Origin of the sequence: Thauera aminoaromatica S2, from assembly GCF_000310185.1 — a bacterium.
Classification (GTDB): Bacteria; Pseudomonadota; Gammaproteobacteria; order Burkholderiales; family Rhodocyclaceae; genus Thauera; species Thauera aminoaromatica.
On record NZ_AMXD01000019.1, the window covers coordinates 1 to 17,831 of the forward strand.

14 protein-coding genes are annotated in these 17,831 nt (G+C 66.3%); 12 read left to right on the forward strand and 2 right to left on the reverse strand.

Annotated elements, in window-relative coordinates:
• From C665_RS05080 to C665_RS05130, 11 genes are all read left to right on the forward strand, one after another.
• A partial coding sequence (locus C665_RS05080) for an ABC transporter permease (RefSeq protein WP_004301701.1) occupies nt 1-939 on the forward strand: 939 nt, incomplete at its 5' end.
• A 49-nt stretch (nt 940-988) separates the two neighbouring features.
• Nucleotides 989-2,563, forward strand: coding sequence for a protein adenylyltransferase SelO (locus tag C665_RS05085; protein WP_004301702.1), 1,575 nt, complete (start codon nt 989-991; stop codon nt 2,561-2,563).
• Between the two features lie 243 nt (nt 2,564-2,806).
• Nucleotides 2,807-3,529, forward strand: a complete 723-nt coding sequence (locus tag C665_RS05090; protein ID WP_138861500.1) for a Crp/Fnr family transcriptional regulator — start codon at nt 2,807-2,809, stop codon at nt 3,527-3,529.
• A gap of 150 nt (nt 3,530-3,679) precedes the next feature.
• Nucleotides 3,680-4,942, forward strand: coding sequence for an MFS transporter (locus tag C665_RS05095; protein ID WP_004301705.1), 1,263 nt, complete (start codon nt 3,680-3,682; stop codon nt 4,940-4,942).
• 27 nt (nt 4,943-4,969) lie between these two features.
• Nucleotides 4,970-6,625: an MFS transporter gene (locus tag C665_RS05100; protein ID WP_004301707.1), complete on the forward strand. Its 1,656-nt coding sequence runs from the start codon at nt 4,970-4,972 to the stop codon at nt 6,623-6,625.
• Between the two features lie 89 nt (nt 6,626-6,714).
• Entirely contained in the window at nt 6,715-10,470 is a 3,756-nt protein-coding gene (locus tag C665_RS05105; RefSeq protein WP_004301708.1) for a nitrate reductase subunit alpha, read from the forward strand.
• A 35-nt stretch (nt 10,471-10,505) separates the two neighbouring features.
• Nucleotides 10,506-12,077, forward strand: coding sequence for a nitrate reductase subunit beta (gene narH, locus C665_RS05110; RefSeq protein ID WP_004301710.1), 1,572 nt, complete (start codon nt 10,506-10,508; stop codon nt 12,075-12,077).
• Between the two features lie 12 nt (nt 12,078-12,089).
• Nucleotides 12,090-12,638: a nitrate reductase molybdenum cofactor assembly chaperone gene (gene narJ, locus C665_RS05115; protein ID WP_004301712.1), complete on the forward strand. Its 549-nt coding sequence runs from the start codon at nt 12,090-12,092 to the stop codon at nt 12,636-12,638.
• Nucleotides 12,639-12,648: 10 nt separating this feature from the next.
• Nucleotides 12,649-13,341, forward strand: coding sequence for a respiratory nitrate reductase subunit gamma (gene narI / locus C665_RS05120; RefSeq protein WP_004301714.1), 693 nt, complete (start codon nt 12,649-12,651; stop codon nt 13,339-13,341).
• Nucleotides 13,342-13,445: 104 nt separating this feature from the next.
• Nucleotides 13,446-15,389, forward strand: coding sequence for a type IV pili methyl-accepting chemotaxis transducer N-terminal domain-containing protein (locus tag C665_RS05125; RefSeq protein WP_004301716.1), 1,944 nt, complete (start codon nt 13,446-13,448; stop codon nt 15,387-15,389).
• On the forward strand, nt 15,389-16,120 hold the full coding sequence (locus C665_RS05130; RefSeq protein WP_004301718.1) for a response regulator: 732 nt from the start codon (nt 15,389-15,391) through the stop codon (nt 16,118-16,120). The genes C665_RS05125 and C665_RS05130 overlap by 1 nt, the downstream gene beginning before the upstream one ends.
• 37 nt (nt 16,121-16,157) lie before the next feature.
• Here the strand turns inward: C665_RS05130 and C665_RS05135 are convergent, their stop codons facing one another.
• The gene (locus C665_RS05135) at nt 16,158-16,565 is read right to left on the reverse strand and encodes a MarR family winged helix-turn-helix transcriptional regulator (protein WP_004301720.1); all 408 of its coding nucleotides are present in this window, start codon (nt 16,563-16,565) and stop codon (nt 16,158-16,160) included.
• A gap of 177 nt (nt 16,566-16,742) precedes the next feature.
• Between C665_RS05135 and C665_RS05140 the strand changes: the two genes are divergently transcribed.
• A complete protein-coding gene (locus tag C665_RS05140) occupies nt 16,743-17,315 on the forward strand; it encodes a Yip1 family protein (protein ID WP_004301722.1) in 573 nt (190 codons plus the stop codon).
• 6 nt (nt 17,316-17,321) lie between these two features.
• Here the strand turns inward: C665_RS05140 and smpB are convergent, their stop codons facing one another.
• Nucleotides 17,322-17,768, reverse strand: a complete 447-nt coding sequence (gene smpB, locus C665_RS05145) for an SsrA-binding protein SmpB (RefSeq protein ID WP_004301724.1) — start codon at nt 17,766-17,768, stop codon at nt 17,322-17,324.
• Nucleotides 17,769-17,831 lie beyond the last annotated feature (63 nt).

Sequence of the window (17,831 nt, forward strand, 5' to 3'; positions counted from 1 at the left end):
GCGAAGGCGCTCGCGCAGGCGGCGCTCGCGTGGCTGCTCGCCTTCGTCGTGCTCGCCAGCCTGGTATGGCGCGGCAGCGGGCTGCGCTGGGGCGAGGTGGCCGCGGCCTTGCTGGCCGGACACACCGTGCTGGCCTGGCGCGCGGCGCTGGTGACGCTGGCGGTGCTGCTCGCGGTGGTGGGGGTGTGCGTGGAGCTGGCGCCGCTCTACCACGTGCTCGGCACCGACAAGGTCGGGCAGGACGTGCTCTACCTGGCGCTCAAGAGCGTGCGCACGGCGCTGGTGATCGGCACCCTGACGACGCTGGTGATGATGCCCTTCGCGGTCGCGCTCGGCATCGCCGCGGGTTACCTTGGCGGCTGGGTGGACGATGCCGTGCAGTACGTATACACCGTGCTCAACGCGATCCCCGGAGTGCTGTTGATCGCCGCCGCGGTGCTGATGATGCAGGTCGTCATCGACACGAATCCGCACTGGTTCGACACCGCAGCCGAGCGCTCGGATGCGCGCCTGCTGGCACTGTGCTTCATCCTCGGCATCACCAGCTGGACGGGGCTGGCGCGCCTGTTGCGCGGCGAGACGCTCAAGCTGCGCGAGCTCGAGTACGTGCAGGCGGCGCGCGCCTTCGGGGTGCGCACCCCGGCGATCCTGCGCCGCCACATCCTGCCCAACCTGATGCATATCGTGCTGATCGCGCTGGTGATGGACTTCTCCGGGCTGGTGCTGGCCGAGGCGGTGCTGTCCTACGTCGGCATCGGCGTCGACCCGTCGACGATCAGCTTCGGCACCATGATCAACATGGCGCGTGCCGAACTCGCGCGCGAGCCGATGGTCTGGTGGTCGTTGGCGGCGGCCTTCGTGTTCATGTTCGTGCTCGTGCTCGCCGCCAACCTGTTCGCCGACGTGGTGCGCGACGCCTTCGACCCGCGCCGCGCCTGAGCGCGCCCTGGCCCGCACCCGCCGGGCCGACCATGACGAGGATTTCCCGATGAGAGCGCTTCGCTTCGACAACCGCTTCGTGCGCGAGCTGCCCGCCGATCCCGAAGCGGAGAACCACGTCCGTCCGGTCCATGGCGCCTGCTACTCGCGGGTGATGCCGACGCCGGTGCGGGCGCCGCGCCTGCTGGCGTGGTCGCGCGAGGTGGCGCACATCCTGGGCCTGGAGGAGGCCGACGTGCGCAGCGCCGAGTTCGCCCGCGTCTTCGGCGGGAACGGCCTGCTGCCCGGCATGGAGCCCTACGCCGCCTGCTATGGCGGCCACCAGTTCGGCAACTGGGCGGGGCAGCTCGGTGACGGGCGCGCGATCACGCTCGGCGAGTCGATCAATGCGCGCGGCGAACGCTGGGAGCTGCAGCTCAAGGGCGCCGGGCCGACGCCGTATTCGCGCTTCGCCGACGGCCGCGCGGTGTTGCGCTCCTCGCTGCGCGAGTTCCTGTGCAGCGAGGCGATGCACCACCTGGGCGTACCGACCACGCGCGCGTTGAGCCTGGTGGGAACCGGCGAGACCGTGGTGCGCGACATGCTCTACGACGGCAATCCCCGACCCGAGCCGGGCGCGGTGGTGTGCCGGGTGGCGCCGTCCTTCATCCGCTTCGGCAACTTCGAGATCTTCGCCTCGCGCGGCGAGGAGGCGCTGCTCGAGCGCCTGATCGACTTCACGATCGCGCGCGATTTTCCCGAACTCGCCGCCGAGCCCGATGCGGCGGCGCGGCGCATCCGTTGGTTCGACGAGGTCTGCCGGCGCACCGCGGTGCTGGTCGCGCACTGGATGCGGGTGGGCTTCGTGCATGGGGTCATGAACACCGACAACATGTCCATCCTCGGCCTCACCATCGATTACGGCCCCTACGGCTGGGTCGACGACTTCGACCCCGACTGGACGCCCAATACCACCGACGCCGGCGGGCGCCGCTACCGCTTCGGCAACCAGCCGTTCATCGCGCATTGGAACCTGTGGCAGCTCGCCAACGCGATCTATCCGGTGGTGCGCGAGGTCGAGCCGCTGGAGCGCGCGCTCGCCGCGTACGCGGACGTCCATGATTCGAGCTATCGCGACATGATGCGCGCCAAGCTCGGCCTCGCCGAATGGCGTGGTGGCGAGGAGGGCGACGACGGCCTGCTCGAGCGCCTGCACCGCCTGCTCGCGGCAGGCGAGGTGGACATGAGCCTGTTCTTCCGCCGCCTCGCCGACGTCGATCCGGCGGCGCCCACGCTGGAGCCGCTCGCCGAGGCCTTCTACGACCCCACGCGCCGCGCCGCGGTGGAGGCGGAGCTGCTCGCCTGGTTGCGAGCGCATGGCGCGCGCGTGCTCGGCGACGGTCGGCTGGCCGCGGCGCGACGGGCGGAGATGAACCGCGTCAATCCGCTCTACGTGCCGCGCAACTACCTGGCCCAGCAGGCGATCGACGCCGCGGAGGGTGGGGACATGAGCGAGCTCGAGGCCCTGCTCGAGGTACTGCGCCGACCCTACGACGAGCAGCCCGGGCGCGAGCGCTTCGCGGCGCGCCGGCCGGACTGGGCGCGCGATCGCCCCGGCTGCTCCATGCTCTCCTGCAGTTCCTGAACGTGCAGGCGACATCGCGCGTGGTCGTCGCCGGGCGTGCCTGCGCCATCCGGGTTCGTCGCTTCCCGAGGGCCCCTTGAGGCGAGGGTAGTCCTTTCGGCGTAGCGCTCCGTCGATCGGCCAATGGTCAGCGGCCGTGCCAGGGTCTAGGATGGAACTGGAGGAGGAACCGTCGCGACCCATGCCGGCGGATAAAACAGACCTGTGTCCACCATCGTCCTGACTCATGCGGAGGAGTCGCGCGTGCGTCCTGCGCTCGCGCGCAAGGCCGCTTCGCCTCGCGAGGCCTTGGCGCGCATGCCGATCCTGCTCGGCAGCGGGCCCGAGGTGCTCGACGAGCTTGCGCGCGGCGCGGAGTTCGTCCGCCTGTCCTCGTCGGCCACGGTGTTCGAGCGCGGCTCCCACCCCAGCGGCCTGTTCTTCGTCTGCAACGGCGCGGTCCGCCTGATGGTCAGCGGGCCCGAGGGCAAGGACAAGGTGGTCGAGCTCTTCGAGCCGGGCGGCATGTTCGGCGAGATCGGCGTGTTCACCGGCGAGCGCTATCGAACGTGGACGCAGGCGGTCGGCGCGGTCGTGCTGGTGCATGTTCCGCGCGAGCGCGTGCTGGCCGCGGTGGCGATGGACAATTCGCTCTCCAACCGCATGCTGGTCGCGGTGTGCGCGCGCATCCAGCGCCTGATCGACGCGATCGGCAGCACCGTCGGCGGCCCGGCGGCGGTGCGCGTGGCGAGCTATCTGCTCGAACAGCTCGAGCGCGGTGCGCGCAGCGATGGTTGCATCGTCCTGGCCGCGCCCAAGAAGACCATCGCCTCCTTGCTCAACCTCACGCCCGAGACGCTCTCGCGGGTGTTGCGCAGCCTGGTCGAGGAGGGCGTGCTCACCGTGAGCGGCCGTCGCATCCGCGTGCGCAACCGTGCGCAGCTCGCCCGCCTGCTGACGCACGACGAGGCGGTCCTACCCCTCTGAGCTCGTCCGGGCTAGGCACTAAGGACTAGTCCGCCGTCGTGCCGGCAGTGCCGATCCCGTGCTTTTGGCGAATGGTGCGGGGCGCCGCCCGAGCCTATCCTCACCCCGGAAAATTCGTGACCGTCGGACCTTTCCGGAGCGCAGTGGGAAATGGCTACTCGCAAGTTTCAGCAGATGTCCGTGCTCATCATGAGCACCACCGCATTCACCGTCTGTTTTGCCGTGTGGATGCTGTTCGCGGTGATCGGTATCCCGATCAAGGAGGTTCTCGCCCTCAACGAGACCCAGTTCGGCCTGCTGGCGGCTACCCCGGTGCTGACCGGATCGCTGATCCGTCTGCCCCTCGGCATGCTCACCGACAAGTTCGGCGGCCGCATCGTCTTCTTCGTGCTGATGCTGTGCACCGTGCTGCCGATCTGGCTGATCGGCCATGCGACCGAATACTGGCAGTTCCTCGTCGCCGGCCTCTTTGTCGGCTTCGCGGGCGGCTCCTTCTCGGTCGGCATCGCCTACTGCGCGCGCTGGTTCGAACGCCAGAACCAGGGCTTCGCGATGGGGGTGTTCGGTGCCGGCAACTCGGGCGCCGCGGTCACCAAGTTCGTCGCGCCCACGCTGGTGGTCATGTTCGGCTGGCAGATGGTGCCGCAGGTCTATGCGGCGGCGATGCTGATCACCGCGGTCGCGTTCTGGTTCTTCACCTACGACGACCCCGAGCACCGGGTGCACTCCTCGGTGACCTTCCGCGACCAGCTGCGCGTGCTCAAGGATCCGCGCGTGTGGAAGTACTGCCAGTACTACTCGATCGTGTTCGGCGGCTACGTCGGCCTGTCGCTGTGGCTCACCAAGTACTACGTCAACGAGTTCGGCATGGGCATCCAGGCGGCGGCGCTGCTCGCTGCCTGCTTCTCCCTGCCCGGCGGCGTGCTGCGCGCGGTGGGCGGCTGGCTGTCCGACCGCTACGGCGCGCACAAGGTCACCTGGTGGGTGATGTGGGCGTCGTGGATCTGCCTGTTCCTGCTCTCCTATCCGAACACCGACTTCACCGTGCAGACCGTCGAGGGGCCGCGCACCTTCAGCATCCACCTCAACGTGTGGGTGTTTACGATCCTGCTCTTCATCGTCGGCATCGCCTTCGCCTTCGGCAAGGCCTCGGTGTTCAAGTACATCTCCAACGAGTTCCCCAAGGAGATCGGCGCGGTCTCCGGCATCGTCGGCCTGGTGGGCGGCATGGGCGGCTTCCTGTTGCCGATCATGTTCGGCGCCCTGGTCGACCTCACCGGCGTGCGCTCGAGCGCCTTCATGCTGCTCTACGGCGTGACCTGGGTTTCCCTGATCTGGATGTACCTGACGGAAGTCCGTCGTGTCGACATGTTCGACGGTCACGACACCGCGGTCGACTCGTCCAAGGCCTGATTCGCAAGACAACGAGGAGTGGGTTTCATGCAAGCAAGCAATGTCGCGGCGCCGAGCCCGGCGATCACCAGCAGCGTCGACCTCGTCGATTGGCGCCCCGAGGACGAGGCCTTCTGGAAGGAGAATGGCTCGCGGATCGCCAACCGCAACCTGTGGATCTCCATCCCCAGCCTGCTGTGCGGCTTCGCCGTGTGGCTGATGTGGGGGATCATCACGGTGCAGATGGCCAACGCGGGCTTCCCCTTCGCCCCCGACCAGCTCTTCTCGCTCGCCGCGATCGCCGGCCTGTCGGGTGCCACCACGCGCATCCCGGCCTCCTTCTTCATCCGCATCTGCGGCGGTCGCAACACGGTGTGGCTGACCACCGCGCTGCTGATGATCCCCGCCGTGGGTACCGGCATCGCGCTGCAGAGTCTGGAGACGCCGCTGTGGGTGTTCCAGCTCATGGCGCTGCTGTCGGGCATGGGCGGCGGCAACTTCGCCTGCTCGATGGCCAATATCTCCACCTTCTTCCCCAAGCGCCTGCAGGGCACCGCGCTCGGCCTCAACGCCGGCCTGGGCAACTTCGGCGTGACCACCTCGCAGCTGCTGATTCCGGCAGTGATGACCATGGGGGTGTTCGGCGCACTCGGCGGCGACGCGATCCCGCTGGTCAAGGATTCCGCCACGCTGATCGGCAAGATCGCCGCCGGCACGCCGACCTACGTGCAGAACGCCGGCTTCGTCTGGCTGCTGCTGTTGGTGCCGCTCGCGGTGGTCGGCTGGTTCGGCATGAACAACCTCCTCACCGTGTCGCCCAACATCGGCTCCACGGGCGCGGCGCTCGGCAAGATCATCCTGTTCTACGGCATCGCCCTGGTGGTTTCGGCGATCGGTCTCTACCTCTACCTGCCGAGCGGCCTCGGCGTGCTCGCGGGCGGCGGGATGTGGATCATGCTGCCGCTGGTCATCCTCGGCACGCTGTACGGCATGAAGTTCGCCGCCAGCGGCGAGATGAAGACCAATCTCGACAAGCAGTTCGCGATCTTCCGCAACAAGCACACCTGGTCGATGACCGCGCTCTACGTGGTGACCTTCGGCTCCTTCATCGGTTTCTCGATGGCGCTGCCGCTGTCGATCACGGTGATCTTCGGCAACACCCACGTGCTCGATCCGGCCACCCAGGCCTGGGTGCATGCGAAGAACCCGAACGCGCCCTCCGCGCTGATGTTCGCCTGGATCGGCCCCTTCGTCGGCGCGTTGATCCGACCGGTGGGCGGCTGGATCTCGGACAAGCTGGGCGGCTCGATCGTGACCCAGTGGATCTCGATCGTGCTCGTGATCGCCTCCGCGGTGACCGGCTACGTGATGTTCCTCGCCTACCACTCGGCGACGCCGGAACAGTACTTCTTCATGTTCATGGCGCTGTTCGTGCTGCTCTTCGCGGCCTCCGGCATCGGCAACGGCTCGACCTTCCGTACCGTGGGCTTCGTGTTCGACAAGGACGAGCGCGGCCCCGTGCTGGGCTGGACCTCTGCGGTGGCGGCCTACGGCTCCTTCATCGCTCCGGTGGTGATCGGCGGCCAGATCAAGGCCGGCACGCCCGAGTACGCGATGTACGGCTTTGCAGTGTTCTACGCCCTGTGCGTGGTCCTCAACTGGTGGTTCTACCTGCGCAAGGACGCGTACATCCAGAACCCCTGATTCCCGCCCGACCGACGGATTCCCTTTTTCAACCAGACTTTTACCGATCGCGCTTGACGAACGAAGCGACGACTTGAGAGGAGCAAACCATGAGTCATTTTCTCGATCGCCTGAGGTTTTTCGACAAGGTCAAGGAGACCTTCTCGAACGGACACGGTATCGTCACCAATGAAGACCGCAACTGGGAGGATGCCTACCGCAACCGCTGGCGCCACGACAAGGTGGTGCGCTCCACCCACGGTGTGAACTGCACCGGCGGCTGTTCCTGGAAGATCTTCGTCAAGAACGGCCTGGTGTCGTTCGAGATGCAGCAGACCGACTACCCGCGCACCCGCGAGGACCTGCCCAACCACGAGCCGCGCGGCTGCCAGCGTGGTGCCTCGTTCTCGTGGTACCTGTACTCGCCGCACCGCATCAAGTACCCGATGATCCGCGGCCGCCTGCTCGACCTGTACCGCGCCGAGCGCAAGGCCGGACGCGACCCGGTCGAGGCCTGGGAGGCGATCCAGAAGGATCCCGCCAAGCGCGAGAAGTACGTGCACGTGCGCGGCCTGGGTGGCTTCGTGCGCACCAGCTGGGACGAGGTCACCGAGATCGTCGCCGCAGCCAACGTCTACACGATCAAGAAGTGGGGCCCGGACCGCATCTACGGTTTCTCGCCGATTCCCGCGATGTCGATGATCTCGTACGCCGCCGGCGCGCGTTACCTGTCGCTGATCGGTGGTGCCTGCGGCTCGTTCTACGACTGGTACTGCGACCTGCCGGCCGCGTCGCCGCAGACCTGGGGCGAGCAGACCGACGTGCCCGAGGCCGCCGACTGGTACAACTCGACCTATCTGATCATCACCGGCGCCAACCTGCCGATGACCCGCACCCCGGACGCCCACTTCGCCACCGAAGTGCGCTACAAGGGCACCAAGATCGTGTCGATGGCGCCGGACTACGCCGAGTACGTCAAGTTCGCCGACCTGTGGATGCCCGTCAAGCAGGGCACCGACGCCGCCGCCTTCCTGGCCATGGGCCACGTCGCGCTGAAGGAGTTCCTGGTCGAGAAGCAGGACCCGTACTTCACCGAGTACGCGCGCAAGTACACCGACCTGCCGATGCAGGTCGTGCTGCGCAAGCATGGCGAGGGCTACGTCTCCGACCGCAACCTGCGCGCCTCCGACTTCGACAACAACCTCGGCGAGTCCAACAACCCCGAGTGGAAGACCATCGTCTTCGACAAGAAGGGCGGCCGCTTCGTCGCGCCCAACGGCTCGATCGGCTTCCGCTGGGGCGAGGACGGCAAGTGGAACCTGCTCGAGAAGGCCGGTGCCGGCCAGGCCGAGACCGAAGCCGAACTCACCTGCATGGACAGCCATGACGAGGTCGTGTCGGTCGGCTTCCCGCACTTCGTGCCGGGCGAGCCCGCGCTGCTCTACCGCAACGTGCCGGCCCGTCGCCTGAAGCTCGCCAGCGGCGAGGAAGCCTTCGTGACCTCGGTGTTCGACATGCAGGTCGCGCAGTACGGTATCGACCGCGGCCTGGGCGGCGCCAACGTGGCCTCGTCCTACGACGACGCCAACGTCGCCTACACCCCTGCCTGGGCTGCCAAGCAGACCGGCGTCAAGGCCGCCGACCTCGAGCGCACCGGCCGCGAATTCGCCGAGAACGCCTCGAAGACGAAGGGCAAGTCCATGGTCATCATGGGCGCGGCCATCAACCACTGGTACCACAACGACCTCGCCTACCGCGCGATCATGAACCTGCTGCACATGTGCGGCTGCGTGGGTCAGACCGGTGGTGGCTGGGCGCACTACGTGGGCCAGGAAAAGCTGCGTCCGCAGGCCGGCTGGGCGCCGATCGCGTTCGCGCTCGACTGGCAGCGTCCGCCGCGCCACATGAACTCGACCTCGTTCTGGTACTTCCACACCGACCAGTGGCGCTACGAGACGGTGGATGCCGACTCGCTGCTGTCGCCGGCGGGTCCGTGCCGCAACAAGGGTTCGTCGCTGGCCGACTACAACGTCAAGGCCGTGCGCATGGGCTGGCTGCCGTCCGCCCCGCACTTCAACCGCAACCCGATCGAGCTGGCCGAAGAAGCCGCGCGTGCCGGTGCGACCGACGAGGCGAGCGTGTCGAAGTACGTGGTCGACCAGCTCAAGTCGGGTGCGCTCGACGTGTCCTTCGCCGACCCGGACGCCGAGGAGAACTGGCCGCGCAACCTGATCGTGTGGCGCGCCAACCTGATCGGATCGTCGGCCAAGGGCCACGAGTACTTCCTCAAGCACCTGCTGGGCGCGCAGAACGGCGTGATGCAGGAAGGCGGCGCGGGCAACAACTGCAAGGAAGTGAAGTGGCGCGAGCATGGCCCGACCGGCAAGCTCGACCTGATGGTGGACATCAACTTCCGCCTCAACTCGACCGGCGCGTACTCCGACATCATCCTGCCGACGGCGACCTGGTACGAGAAGAACGACCTCAACACCACCGACATGCACCCCTTCATCCACCCGCTGGGTGAGGCGGTGACTCCGGGCTGGGAGTCGAAGTCCGACTGGCAGATCTTCCGCACCCTGGCGAAGACCTTCACCGCGCTCGGCGCCAAGCACCTCGGCACCCGCAAGGACGTGGTCTCGCTGCCGATGCAGCACGACTCGCCGATGGAACTCGCGACTCCGATGGGCGTGGGCAAGGACTGGAAGCACGGCGAGTGCGATCCGATCCCGGGCAAGACCATGCCGATGCTCAAGCTCGTCGAGCGCGACTACGCTCAGATCTACAATAAGTACATCGCGCTCGGCCCGCTGATGGTGAAGTTGGGCAACAACGTCAAGGGCATCGACTGGGATACCACCCAGGAGTACGAAGAGCTCAAGAAGTGCAACTACCCGGTGCAGGTCGAAGGTGTTTCGAAGGGCATGCCGTCGCTCGAGGAAGACATCTACGTCTGCGACTCGGTCATGCGCATGGCGCCCGAGACCAACGGCGAAGTGGCGCACAAGTCGTGGAGCGCGCTGTCGAAGAAGACCGGCATCGATCACCACCACCTGTACGCCGGCCGTCACGAGGACAAGATCACCTTCCGCGACATCGTCGCCCAGCCGCGCAAGATCATCACCGCGCCCACCTGGTCCGGCATCGAGTCGGAGACCGTGTCCTACACCGCGGGCTACACCAACATCCACGAGCACATTCCGTTCCGTACCCTGACCGGTCGTGCGCACTTCTACCAGGACCACGAGTGGTTCCTCGACTTCGGTGAAGGCTTCTGCGCCTACAAGCCGCCGGTCGACCTCAAGGCCCACGAGAAGGTGCCCGACAGCGTGCGCAACAAGCCGCACCTGACCCTGTCGTGGATCACCCCGCACTCGAAGTGGGGCATCCACTCCAGCTACCAGGACAACCTGCGCATGCTCAACCTGTTCCGCGGCGGCCCGTACGTCTGGCTGTCCGAGGAAGAGGCCGCGACCATCGGCATCCGCGACAACGACTGGGTCGAGGCGATCAACGCCAACGGCGCCACGGTGGCCCGTGCGGTGGTGTCGCAGCGCATCCCGCGTGGCATGGCGATCATGTATCACGCCCAGGAAAAGAACGTGAACGTGCCCGGCTCGAACACGACCGGCAAGCGTGGCGGCATCCTGAACTCGGTCACCCGCGTCATCGTCAAGCCCACCAACATGGTCGGCGGCTATGCGCAACTGGCTTACAGCTTCAACTACTACGGCACCGTCGGTTGCCAGCGTGACGAAGTCGTGGTGATCCACAAGATCGAGGACCAGGACATCGACTGGCTGGAGCGTCCGCTCACGCCCGAACGCGAAGCCCAACGCAACCCCGTGGGCATCGGCAAGAAGTAAGCGCCGACTCGAGACCAGAGATTCAGGAGAAACAAATGAAAATCCGCGCGCAATTCGCGATGGTGTTCAACCTCGACAAGTGCATCGGTTGCCACACCTGCTCGGTGACCTGCAAGAACGTGTGGACCAACCGCAAGGGCGTCGAGTACGCCTGGTTCAACAACGTCGAGTCCAAGCCGGGCATCGGTTACCCGAAGGAATGGGAGAACCAGGACAAGTGGAAGGGTGGCTGGACCAAGCTCAACGGCAAGCTCGAGCTCAAGGCCGGCGGCCGCCTGAAGAAGATCGTGCAGATCTTCTCCAACCCGAACCTGCCCGAGATCGACGACTACTACGAGCCCTTCACCTACGACTACGCCCGTCTGCAGAACGCGCCGCTGTCCGAGGCCGCGCCGACCGCGCGTCCGGTGTCGCAGATCACCGGCGAGAAGATGGACAAGATCACCTGGGGCCCGAACTGGGAAGACGACCTCGCCGGCGAGTTCGCCTCCCGTGCTCGTGACAAGAACTTCTCCAACATGGAGAAGGAAATGTACAAGCAGTTCGAAAACACCTTCCACATGTACCTGCCGCGCATCTGCAACCACTGCATCAACCCGGCTTGCGTGGCCTCGTGCCCGTCCGGCGCGCTCTACAAGCGCGAGGAAGACGGCATCGTGCTCGCCGACCAGGACCGCTGCCGCGGCTGGCGGATGTGCATCTCGGGCTGCCCGTACAAGAAGGTGTTCTTCAACTGGGAGTCGTCCAAGGCCGAGAAGTGCGTGGGCTGCTACCCGCGCGTCGAGAACGGCATGCCGACCGTCTGTTCGGAGTCCTGCGTCGGCCGCATCCGCTACAACGGCATCATCCTGTACGACGCCGACAAGATCTCGGCCGCGGCCAGCGCCGACAACGTCCAGGACCTGTACCAGGAGCACCTGGACATGTTCGTCGATCCCTTCGACCCGGCCGTGATCGAGCAGGCCAAGAAGGACGGCATCACCGACGACTGGATCCTCGCCGCGCAGAAGTCGCCGATCTACAAGATGGCCGTGCAGTGGAAGATCGCCTTCCCGCTGCACCCCGAGTACCGCACGCTGCCGATGATCTGGTACGTGCCGCCGCTCTCGCCGGTGCAGTCGCAGATCGACCAGAAGGCGCTGCCGACCGAGGCCGACGGCGTTATCCCGAAGGCCTCCGCGATGCGCCTGCCGGTCAAGTACCTGGCCAACCTGATGACCGCGGGCAAGGAGCAGCCGATCATCGACGCGCTCAACCGCATGATCGCGATGCGCTCCTACCAGCGCTCGGTGCACGTCGAGGGCACGCCCGACACGCGCGCGCTGGAGGCGGTGGGCATGACCGAGGACATGGCCAAGGAGATGTATCGCTACCTGGCGATCGCGAACTACGAAGACCGCTTCGTGATTCCGACCTCCAAGGAAGAGATGCGCCTCGAGGACTACCACGGCTTCCAGGGTCAGGCGGGCTTCAGCTTCGGCAGCGCGTCGTCGGTCGGCATCTCGCCGAACTCGCTGTTCCCCGAGCGCCGCAAGGAGTCGATGGAGCCGCGCAAGCCGGTCCCGCACGCCGACGAGCTGCACGACGTCACCGGCGAACGCTACTGAGGAGATTGAACCATGCAGACCTACAAGCTGCTTGCCATGCTGCTCGACTACCCGGGCAGCGAGATCGTCGGCGACCTGCGCGCCGCGGTCTCGGAGCAGGGCGGTGCGCGGGGTCTGGTGCGCTCGGTGGACACCGACCAGGTGTTCACCGAGGCTGAGCACGGGAGCATCGCCGGTTTCATCGACTGGATGCTCGCTCAGGACCAGACCGAGCTCGAAGGCCGTTTCGTCAAGACCTTCGACCTCACCCCGGAGCACAGCCTGCACCTGACCCACCATGTGTTCGGCGACGACAAGAACCGCGGTCCGGCGCTGATCGACCTGTCGGAGTTCTACAAGTCCTACGGACTGCAGCACGACGAGCACGAGATCCCGGACTACCTGCCGATGATGATGGAGTTCGTGTCGCAACTCGGGGAGACCGAGGCGCGCGTGTTCCTGACTGACGCGGTGAAGGTGTTCAACGTGCTCGCGACCAACCTGGAAAAGGCGGAGAGCCCCTATGCGGCGCTCGTTCGCGTGATCGAAAACCACAGCTCGCTGGCCCGCGCGGCCGCCTGAGGAGAAGACGATGTCCCTGACCAACCTGTTTTTCGGGGTCTATCCCTACATTGCGCTGACCGTGTTCGTGATCGGCAGCTGGATCCGGTACGACAACGAGCAGTACACCTGGAAGACCGATTCGTCGCAGCTGCTGTCCAAGCAAGGCATGATGCTGGCGAGCAACCTGTTCCACGTCGGCGTCATCATGATCTTCTTCGGCCATTTCGCCGGTCTCGTGCTGCCGCACGGCCTGTGGCTTGGCCTGGGGATCTCCGACCTCGCCCACCAATGGATCGCGATCATCGCCGGCGTGATCTTCGGCATCATGTGCCTGGTCGGTGGTTCCATGCTGTGGTATCGCCGCATGTACAACCCGCGCGTGCGCATCAACAGCCGTCGCAGCGACGTGTTCATCATCACCTGGCTGATGGCCACGCTGATCCTCGGCCTGCTGACCGTGCCGTTCTCGATCGGTCACGCCGTCAAGGGTGATCCGGCCGTGATGCTGGCGCTGGCCGAGTGGGTCAAGAGCATCCTGCTGCTGAACCCGCAGCCCGAGCTGATGACGAAGGTCGATCCGATCTTCCGTGCCCACATCTTCTTCGGCATGACGGTGTTCCTGGTGTTCCCCTTCACCCGCCTGGTGCACATCCTGACCGCGCCGTTCAGCTACCTGACGCGCGCCTACCAGATCGTCCGGACCAAGCGCCGCCTGGCCTGAGGCTGAAGCGAGAGGCAGGGCTGGCAGCCATCGAGGCTGCCGGCCTTGCCTTTCGGTCCTTTTGCCCCTAGCTTGCGCGGATGCGCCAGAAAGCACCGATTCTCATGTTCATCCGCGGCTCGGGCCTGTCGGTCAAGATCACCGGCATGCTGCTCGGCTTTTTCCTCGTGGCACTTGCCGCGATCGCGCTGACGCTGTTCATCTCGTGGCGCCTGGAAGGCGCGGCGGCTGCGATCAACGATGCCGGCAGCCTGCGGATGCGCTTGTACCGCGTGGCGCATCACCTCGCTCGTGCGGATCTGCATACCAGCGACCGGCAGGGTTTCGCTGGCGACCTGAGGGCGAGGGTCGACGACTTCGACCGCATCCTCGGCGTGCTGCGCCGGGGAGATCCGTCCCGCCCCTTGTTCGTGCCGCGCGAAGCCGGTATCCAGCAGGTGCTCTCCGGGATGTCCGAAGAATGGAGCGTGCAGCTGCGCCCGATCCTGCTCGCGATCGCCGCGGACCCGGATCCGGCCAACCTGCATCGCAGGGGCCTGGAGTTCGACCGCGCCGCCCGCGACTACGTCGAGGACATCAACGATTTCGTGCTGCGCATGGAGCAGAGCTATGCGCGCAACACCAACATCCTGCGCACCTCGCAGGTGATCCTGGTTGCCCTCGCGGTGATCGGCACCATCCTGCTGCTGCGCTTCTTCTTCCTCACCGTGATCCGCCCCGTGTTCGAGCTCCACGAGGGCGTCAAGCGCATGGGGCAGGAGGATTTCGATGCCCGCGTGCCGGTGCTGTCGCAGGACGAGTTCGGCGAGCTCTCGGCCGGCTTCAACCGCATGGCAGCCCACTTGCAGAACGTCTATGACACGCTCGAGGAGCGTGTCGTCGCCAAGACCCGCAGCCTCGAAGAGAAGAACCGCGAGCTCGAGATCCTCTACGAGATCGTCGCCTTCCTGCGCGAACCCAACGACGTCGACACGCTGTGCAAGGGCTTCCTCGAGCGGGTGCAGAAGACGATGGGTGCGAGTGCGAGCTCCGCGCGCCTGCTCGATCTCGAATCGCGAAACCTGTGCATGATCGTCCACGACGGGCTGGGCGACGACTTCCTCGATCGCGAGGAAGTGCTGGCCTGCGGCGAATGCGTCTGCGGCGAGGCGGCCCAGGGCAGCGGGCTTTCGCTGACCCTGGATGTACGCAATGCCGCGCTCGCGGTGACGCGCGATGCCTGTCGGCGCGCCGGGTTCCGTACGGTGTCGGCCACCTCGATCACGGCCAGCAAGCGCGCGCTCGGCGTGTTCAACCTGTATTTCGACCAGTCGGATGCGATCGGCGACGCCGATCGCCAGCTGCTCGAGGCTCTCGGACAGCAGCTCGGCATCGCGATCGAGAACCAGCGCCTGCACGCGCGCGAGCGCGAACTCGCCGTCTCCGAAGAGCGCAACCTGCTCGCGCGCGAACTGCACGACTCGATCGCCCAGGGCCTGGCCTTCCTGAACCTGCAGGTGCAGATGCTGGAACGCGCGCTCGCCGAGAACCGCGCCGCGGACGTGAGTACGACCGTGGAGATGCTTCGTCGCGGTATCCAGGAGAGCTATGAGGATGTGCGCGAGTTGCTGGTGCACTTCCGCACCCGGGTCGAGCAGCAGGATCTCGATGCCGCCATCGCCGCAGCCCTGCGCCGGCTCGCAGAGCAGACCGGCATCGCCACCGACCTCGACGTGCAGGGCGACGGCGCACCGCTCGATCCCGAGGCCGAGACCCAGGTGCTCTACATCATCCAGGAAGCGCTCTCCAACGTGCGCAAGCACGCCGGTGCAAGCACCGTTTCCGTGGGTGTGCGGCGCGGTCGCGACGGGCTCGCGGTGACGGTGCGCGACGACGGCGTGGGCTTTGCGGAAGACCGTGACGCGTCCGACAGCGAGGCGCACATCGGCCTGCAGATCATGCGCGAGCGCGCCATGCGGATCGGTGGCCGCTTTGCGGTGCGCTCGTCGCCCGGGCGGGGCACCGAGATCCGACTGGAACTGCCGAGAACGAACGAGGTGCTGGCTTGATGGCTGAAGAGAAGATCCGTGTCCTTCTGGTCGACGACCACACGCTGTTCCGCAGCGGCATCCGTTCGCTGCTGCAGAGCTACGTCTGCTTCGAGGTGGTGGGCGAGGCCGGCGACGGGCGCGAGGGCATCCGCCTCGCCGGGCAGCTGCGACCCGACGTGGTGTTGCTCGACAACAACATGCCCGGGCTCTCCGGGCGCGAGGCCGCCCGCCTGCTGCTCGAGGAGGTGCCCGAGACGCGTGTGCTGATGTTGACGGTCTCGGAGGACGCCGACGACCTTATCGAGACGCTGCGCGCCGGGGCCTGCGGCTACCTGCTGAAGAACATCCAGGCCGAAACCCTGGTATCGGCGATCAAGACGGCCGCGCAGGGCGAATCGGTGGTTTCGCCCCAGATGATGGGCAAGCTGCTGAGCGGCGTGCGCAGCAGCGCCAGCCGAGCGGCGATGGGCGGTGCGATCGCGCCTGCACCGGGAGCGCTGGCGAGGAGTGCCCCTGCTGCCGGTGCGGAGCCGGCCGAACTCGAGAAGCTGTCGCCGCGCGAACGCGAGATCCTGCGCTTCATCGCGCGCGGACAGAGCAACAAGGAGATCGCCCGTGCACTCGAGCTCGCCGAGAGCACAGTGAAGATCCACGTGCAGAACATGTTGCGCAAGCTCAACCTGAGCAGCCGGGTGCAGGCGGCGGTATTCGCGGTGGAGAACGGCTTGGGGCAGGGACCGGAGGGCTGAGCTCCGCCAGCGGGCTTGCAGCAGGCTTCCGAAGGCTTCAGCGCAATTGCGAGGCGAGGTCGCGGAACACACCGCCGAGCAGCTTGACCTCCTCGCGGTGGTGCAGTGCGATCGTTGCCGCGAGGCGCTCGCCTTCGGCGGTCAGGTGCACCTCGACCGCGCGCCGATCCTCGCGACCCGGACGGCGCTCGACCAGTCCGAGTTTCTCGCAACGCGAAACCAGCGACACCACTCCATGCTGGTGGGCCTGCAGGCGCTCGGCGAGCTCGCCGATGCAGGCCCATTCGCGTCCGGGATAGCCCTTGACCTGGAGCAGCAGCAGGTATTGGAGGTTGGTGATGCCGTGGCGCCGGGTGAGCAACTCGGAGAAGCGCAGGAAGCGCCGCAGCTGGTAGCGGAAGTCGGCGAGGGCCTCGAATTCGGACTTGTCGAGTGGAGTGTTCATCGTGCGCGGATTTTAGCTTCTTCCGCCCTCGCTTCGGCAGTCCGATCGAGAGATCGTCCTTGCAATCCGACGATTGCGGATTAATATCAAAGTGTGATGTAAAAAGAGCGATGGCCCACGCGCGCAGGTGGATCGTGGCGGCGGCCGGATTTCCACCCCGAAAGAGGAGACCGAATCATGGACGTCATGCAATTTCCCCGCATGGTGGTTTCGAGCCGCGATGGCTGGGACTTGGTCGCGCGCGAACGGCCACCGATGGACTGGCTGTTCCGTCGCCTGGTCCTGCCGATGTCGCTGCTGCCGCCGCTGATGATCCTGCTGGCATCGGGGGGCGTGGGCGCCCGGGTGTTTCCCGACGCGGGCTTCGGCAACTGGTTGATCGCGGCCGTGCTGTTCTTCGTCGCCGAACACTTCAGCGTGCCGATCATGGCGAACTCGATCCGCCAGGCCTCGATGGCCAAGGACGGCAGCAGCCGGCTCGAGGATGCCTACACGGTGGCGGCGATCGCGCCGGTGCCACTGTGGCTGTCCTCGCTCGCGGTGGTGTTCGGCAGCGCGTGGTTCGTGGTGCTCGTCGGCCTCGTCGCGCTCGGCGCCTCGGCCATGCTGATCCGCCACGGCGTCGACCGCCTGCTCGGCATCGACGAGGACGTCGAGGCGAGCGAGGTGGCCATGCAGGTGACCAGCTTCGGCGTGCTGACCTGGCTGGTGCTGCTGGCGGTCGCGGGGGGGGCGGTGACGCTGCTGTGAGGGCGCTCAGGCCTTGACCCGCATGAGGCGCTGCTTCTCGCGCTCCCAGTCCTTCTTCTTCTCGTCCTCGCGCTTGTCGTGCAGCTTCTTGCCCTTGGCGAGCCCGATCTCGAGCTTCACGAGCCCATTCTTGTAGTGCAGGTCGAGCGGCACCAGCGTATAGCCGGCGCGCTCGACCTTGCCGATCAGGCGGGCGATCTCCTTCTTGTGCAGCAGCAGTTTGCGCGTGCGCGTCGGGTCGTGGCGCACATGGCTGGAGGCGGTGCTGAGCGGGGTGATGTGCATGCCGAAAACAAAGATCTCCTCGGCGCGGATCACCACGTAGGATTCCTTGATGTTCGAGCGACCGGCGCGGATCGCCTTGACCTCCCAGCCTTCGAGGACGATGCCGGCTTCGTGCTTCTCCTCGATGAAGTAGTCGTGAAGGGCCTTGCGGTTTTCGATGATGCTCATGGTTCGGCGTCCCGTGGCGGCGCGGCCCTGAGCCGGCGCGTCCGTATGCGGTAGAATCGCGGA

Bases quoted from the DNA above. Each gene is read 5' to 3' on its own strand.
- C665_RS05085 (WP_004301702.1), top strand. From the start codon at position 989: ATGAGAGCGCTTCGCTTCGACAACCGCTTCGTGCGCGAGCTGCCCGCC.
- C665_RS05095 (WP_004301705.1), top strand. From the start codon at position 3,680: ATGGCTACTCGCAAGTTTCAGCAGATGTCCGTGCTCATCATGAGCACC.
- C665_RS05100 (WP_004301707.1), top strand. From the start codon at position 4,970: ATGCAAGCAAGCAATGTCGCGGCGCCGAGCCCGGCGATCACCAGCAGC.
- C665_RS05105 (WP_004301708.1), top strand. From the start codon at position 6,715: ATGAGTCATTTTCTCGATCGCCTGAGGTTTTTCGACAAGGTCAAGGAG.
- narH (WP_004301710.1), top strand. From the start codon at position 10,506: ATGAAAATCCGCGCGCAATTCGCGATGGTGTTCAACCTCGACAAGTGC.
- narJ (WP_004301712.1), top strand. From the start codon at position 12,090: ATGCAGACCTACAAGCTGCTTGCCATGCTGCTCGACTACCCGGGCAGC.
- narI (WP_004301714.1), top strand. From the start codon at position 12,649: ATGTCCCTGACCAACCTGTTTTTCGGGGTCTATCCCTACATTGCGCTG.
- C665_RS05125 (WP_004301716.1), top strand. From the start codon at position 13,446: ATGTTCATCCGCGGCTCGGGCCTGTCGGTCAAGATCACCGGCATGCTG.
- C665_RS05130 (WP_004301718.1), top strand. From the start codon at position 15,389: ATGGCTGAAGAGAAGATCCGTGTCCTTCTGGTCGACGACCACACGCTG.
- C665_RS05135 (WP_004301720.1), bottom strand. From the start codon at position 16,565: ATGAACACTCCACTCGACAAGTCCGAATTCGAGGCCCTCGCCGACTTC.
- C665_RS05140 (WP_004301722.1), top strand. From the start codon at position 16,743: ATGGACGTCATGCAATTTCCCCGCATGGTGGTTTCGAGCCGCGATGGC.
- smpB (WP_004301724.1), bottom strand. From the start codon at position 17,768: ATGAGCATCATCGAAAACCGCAAGGCCCTTCACGACTACTTCATCGAG.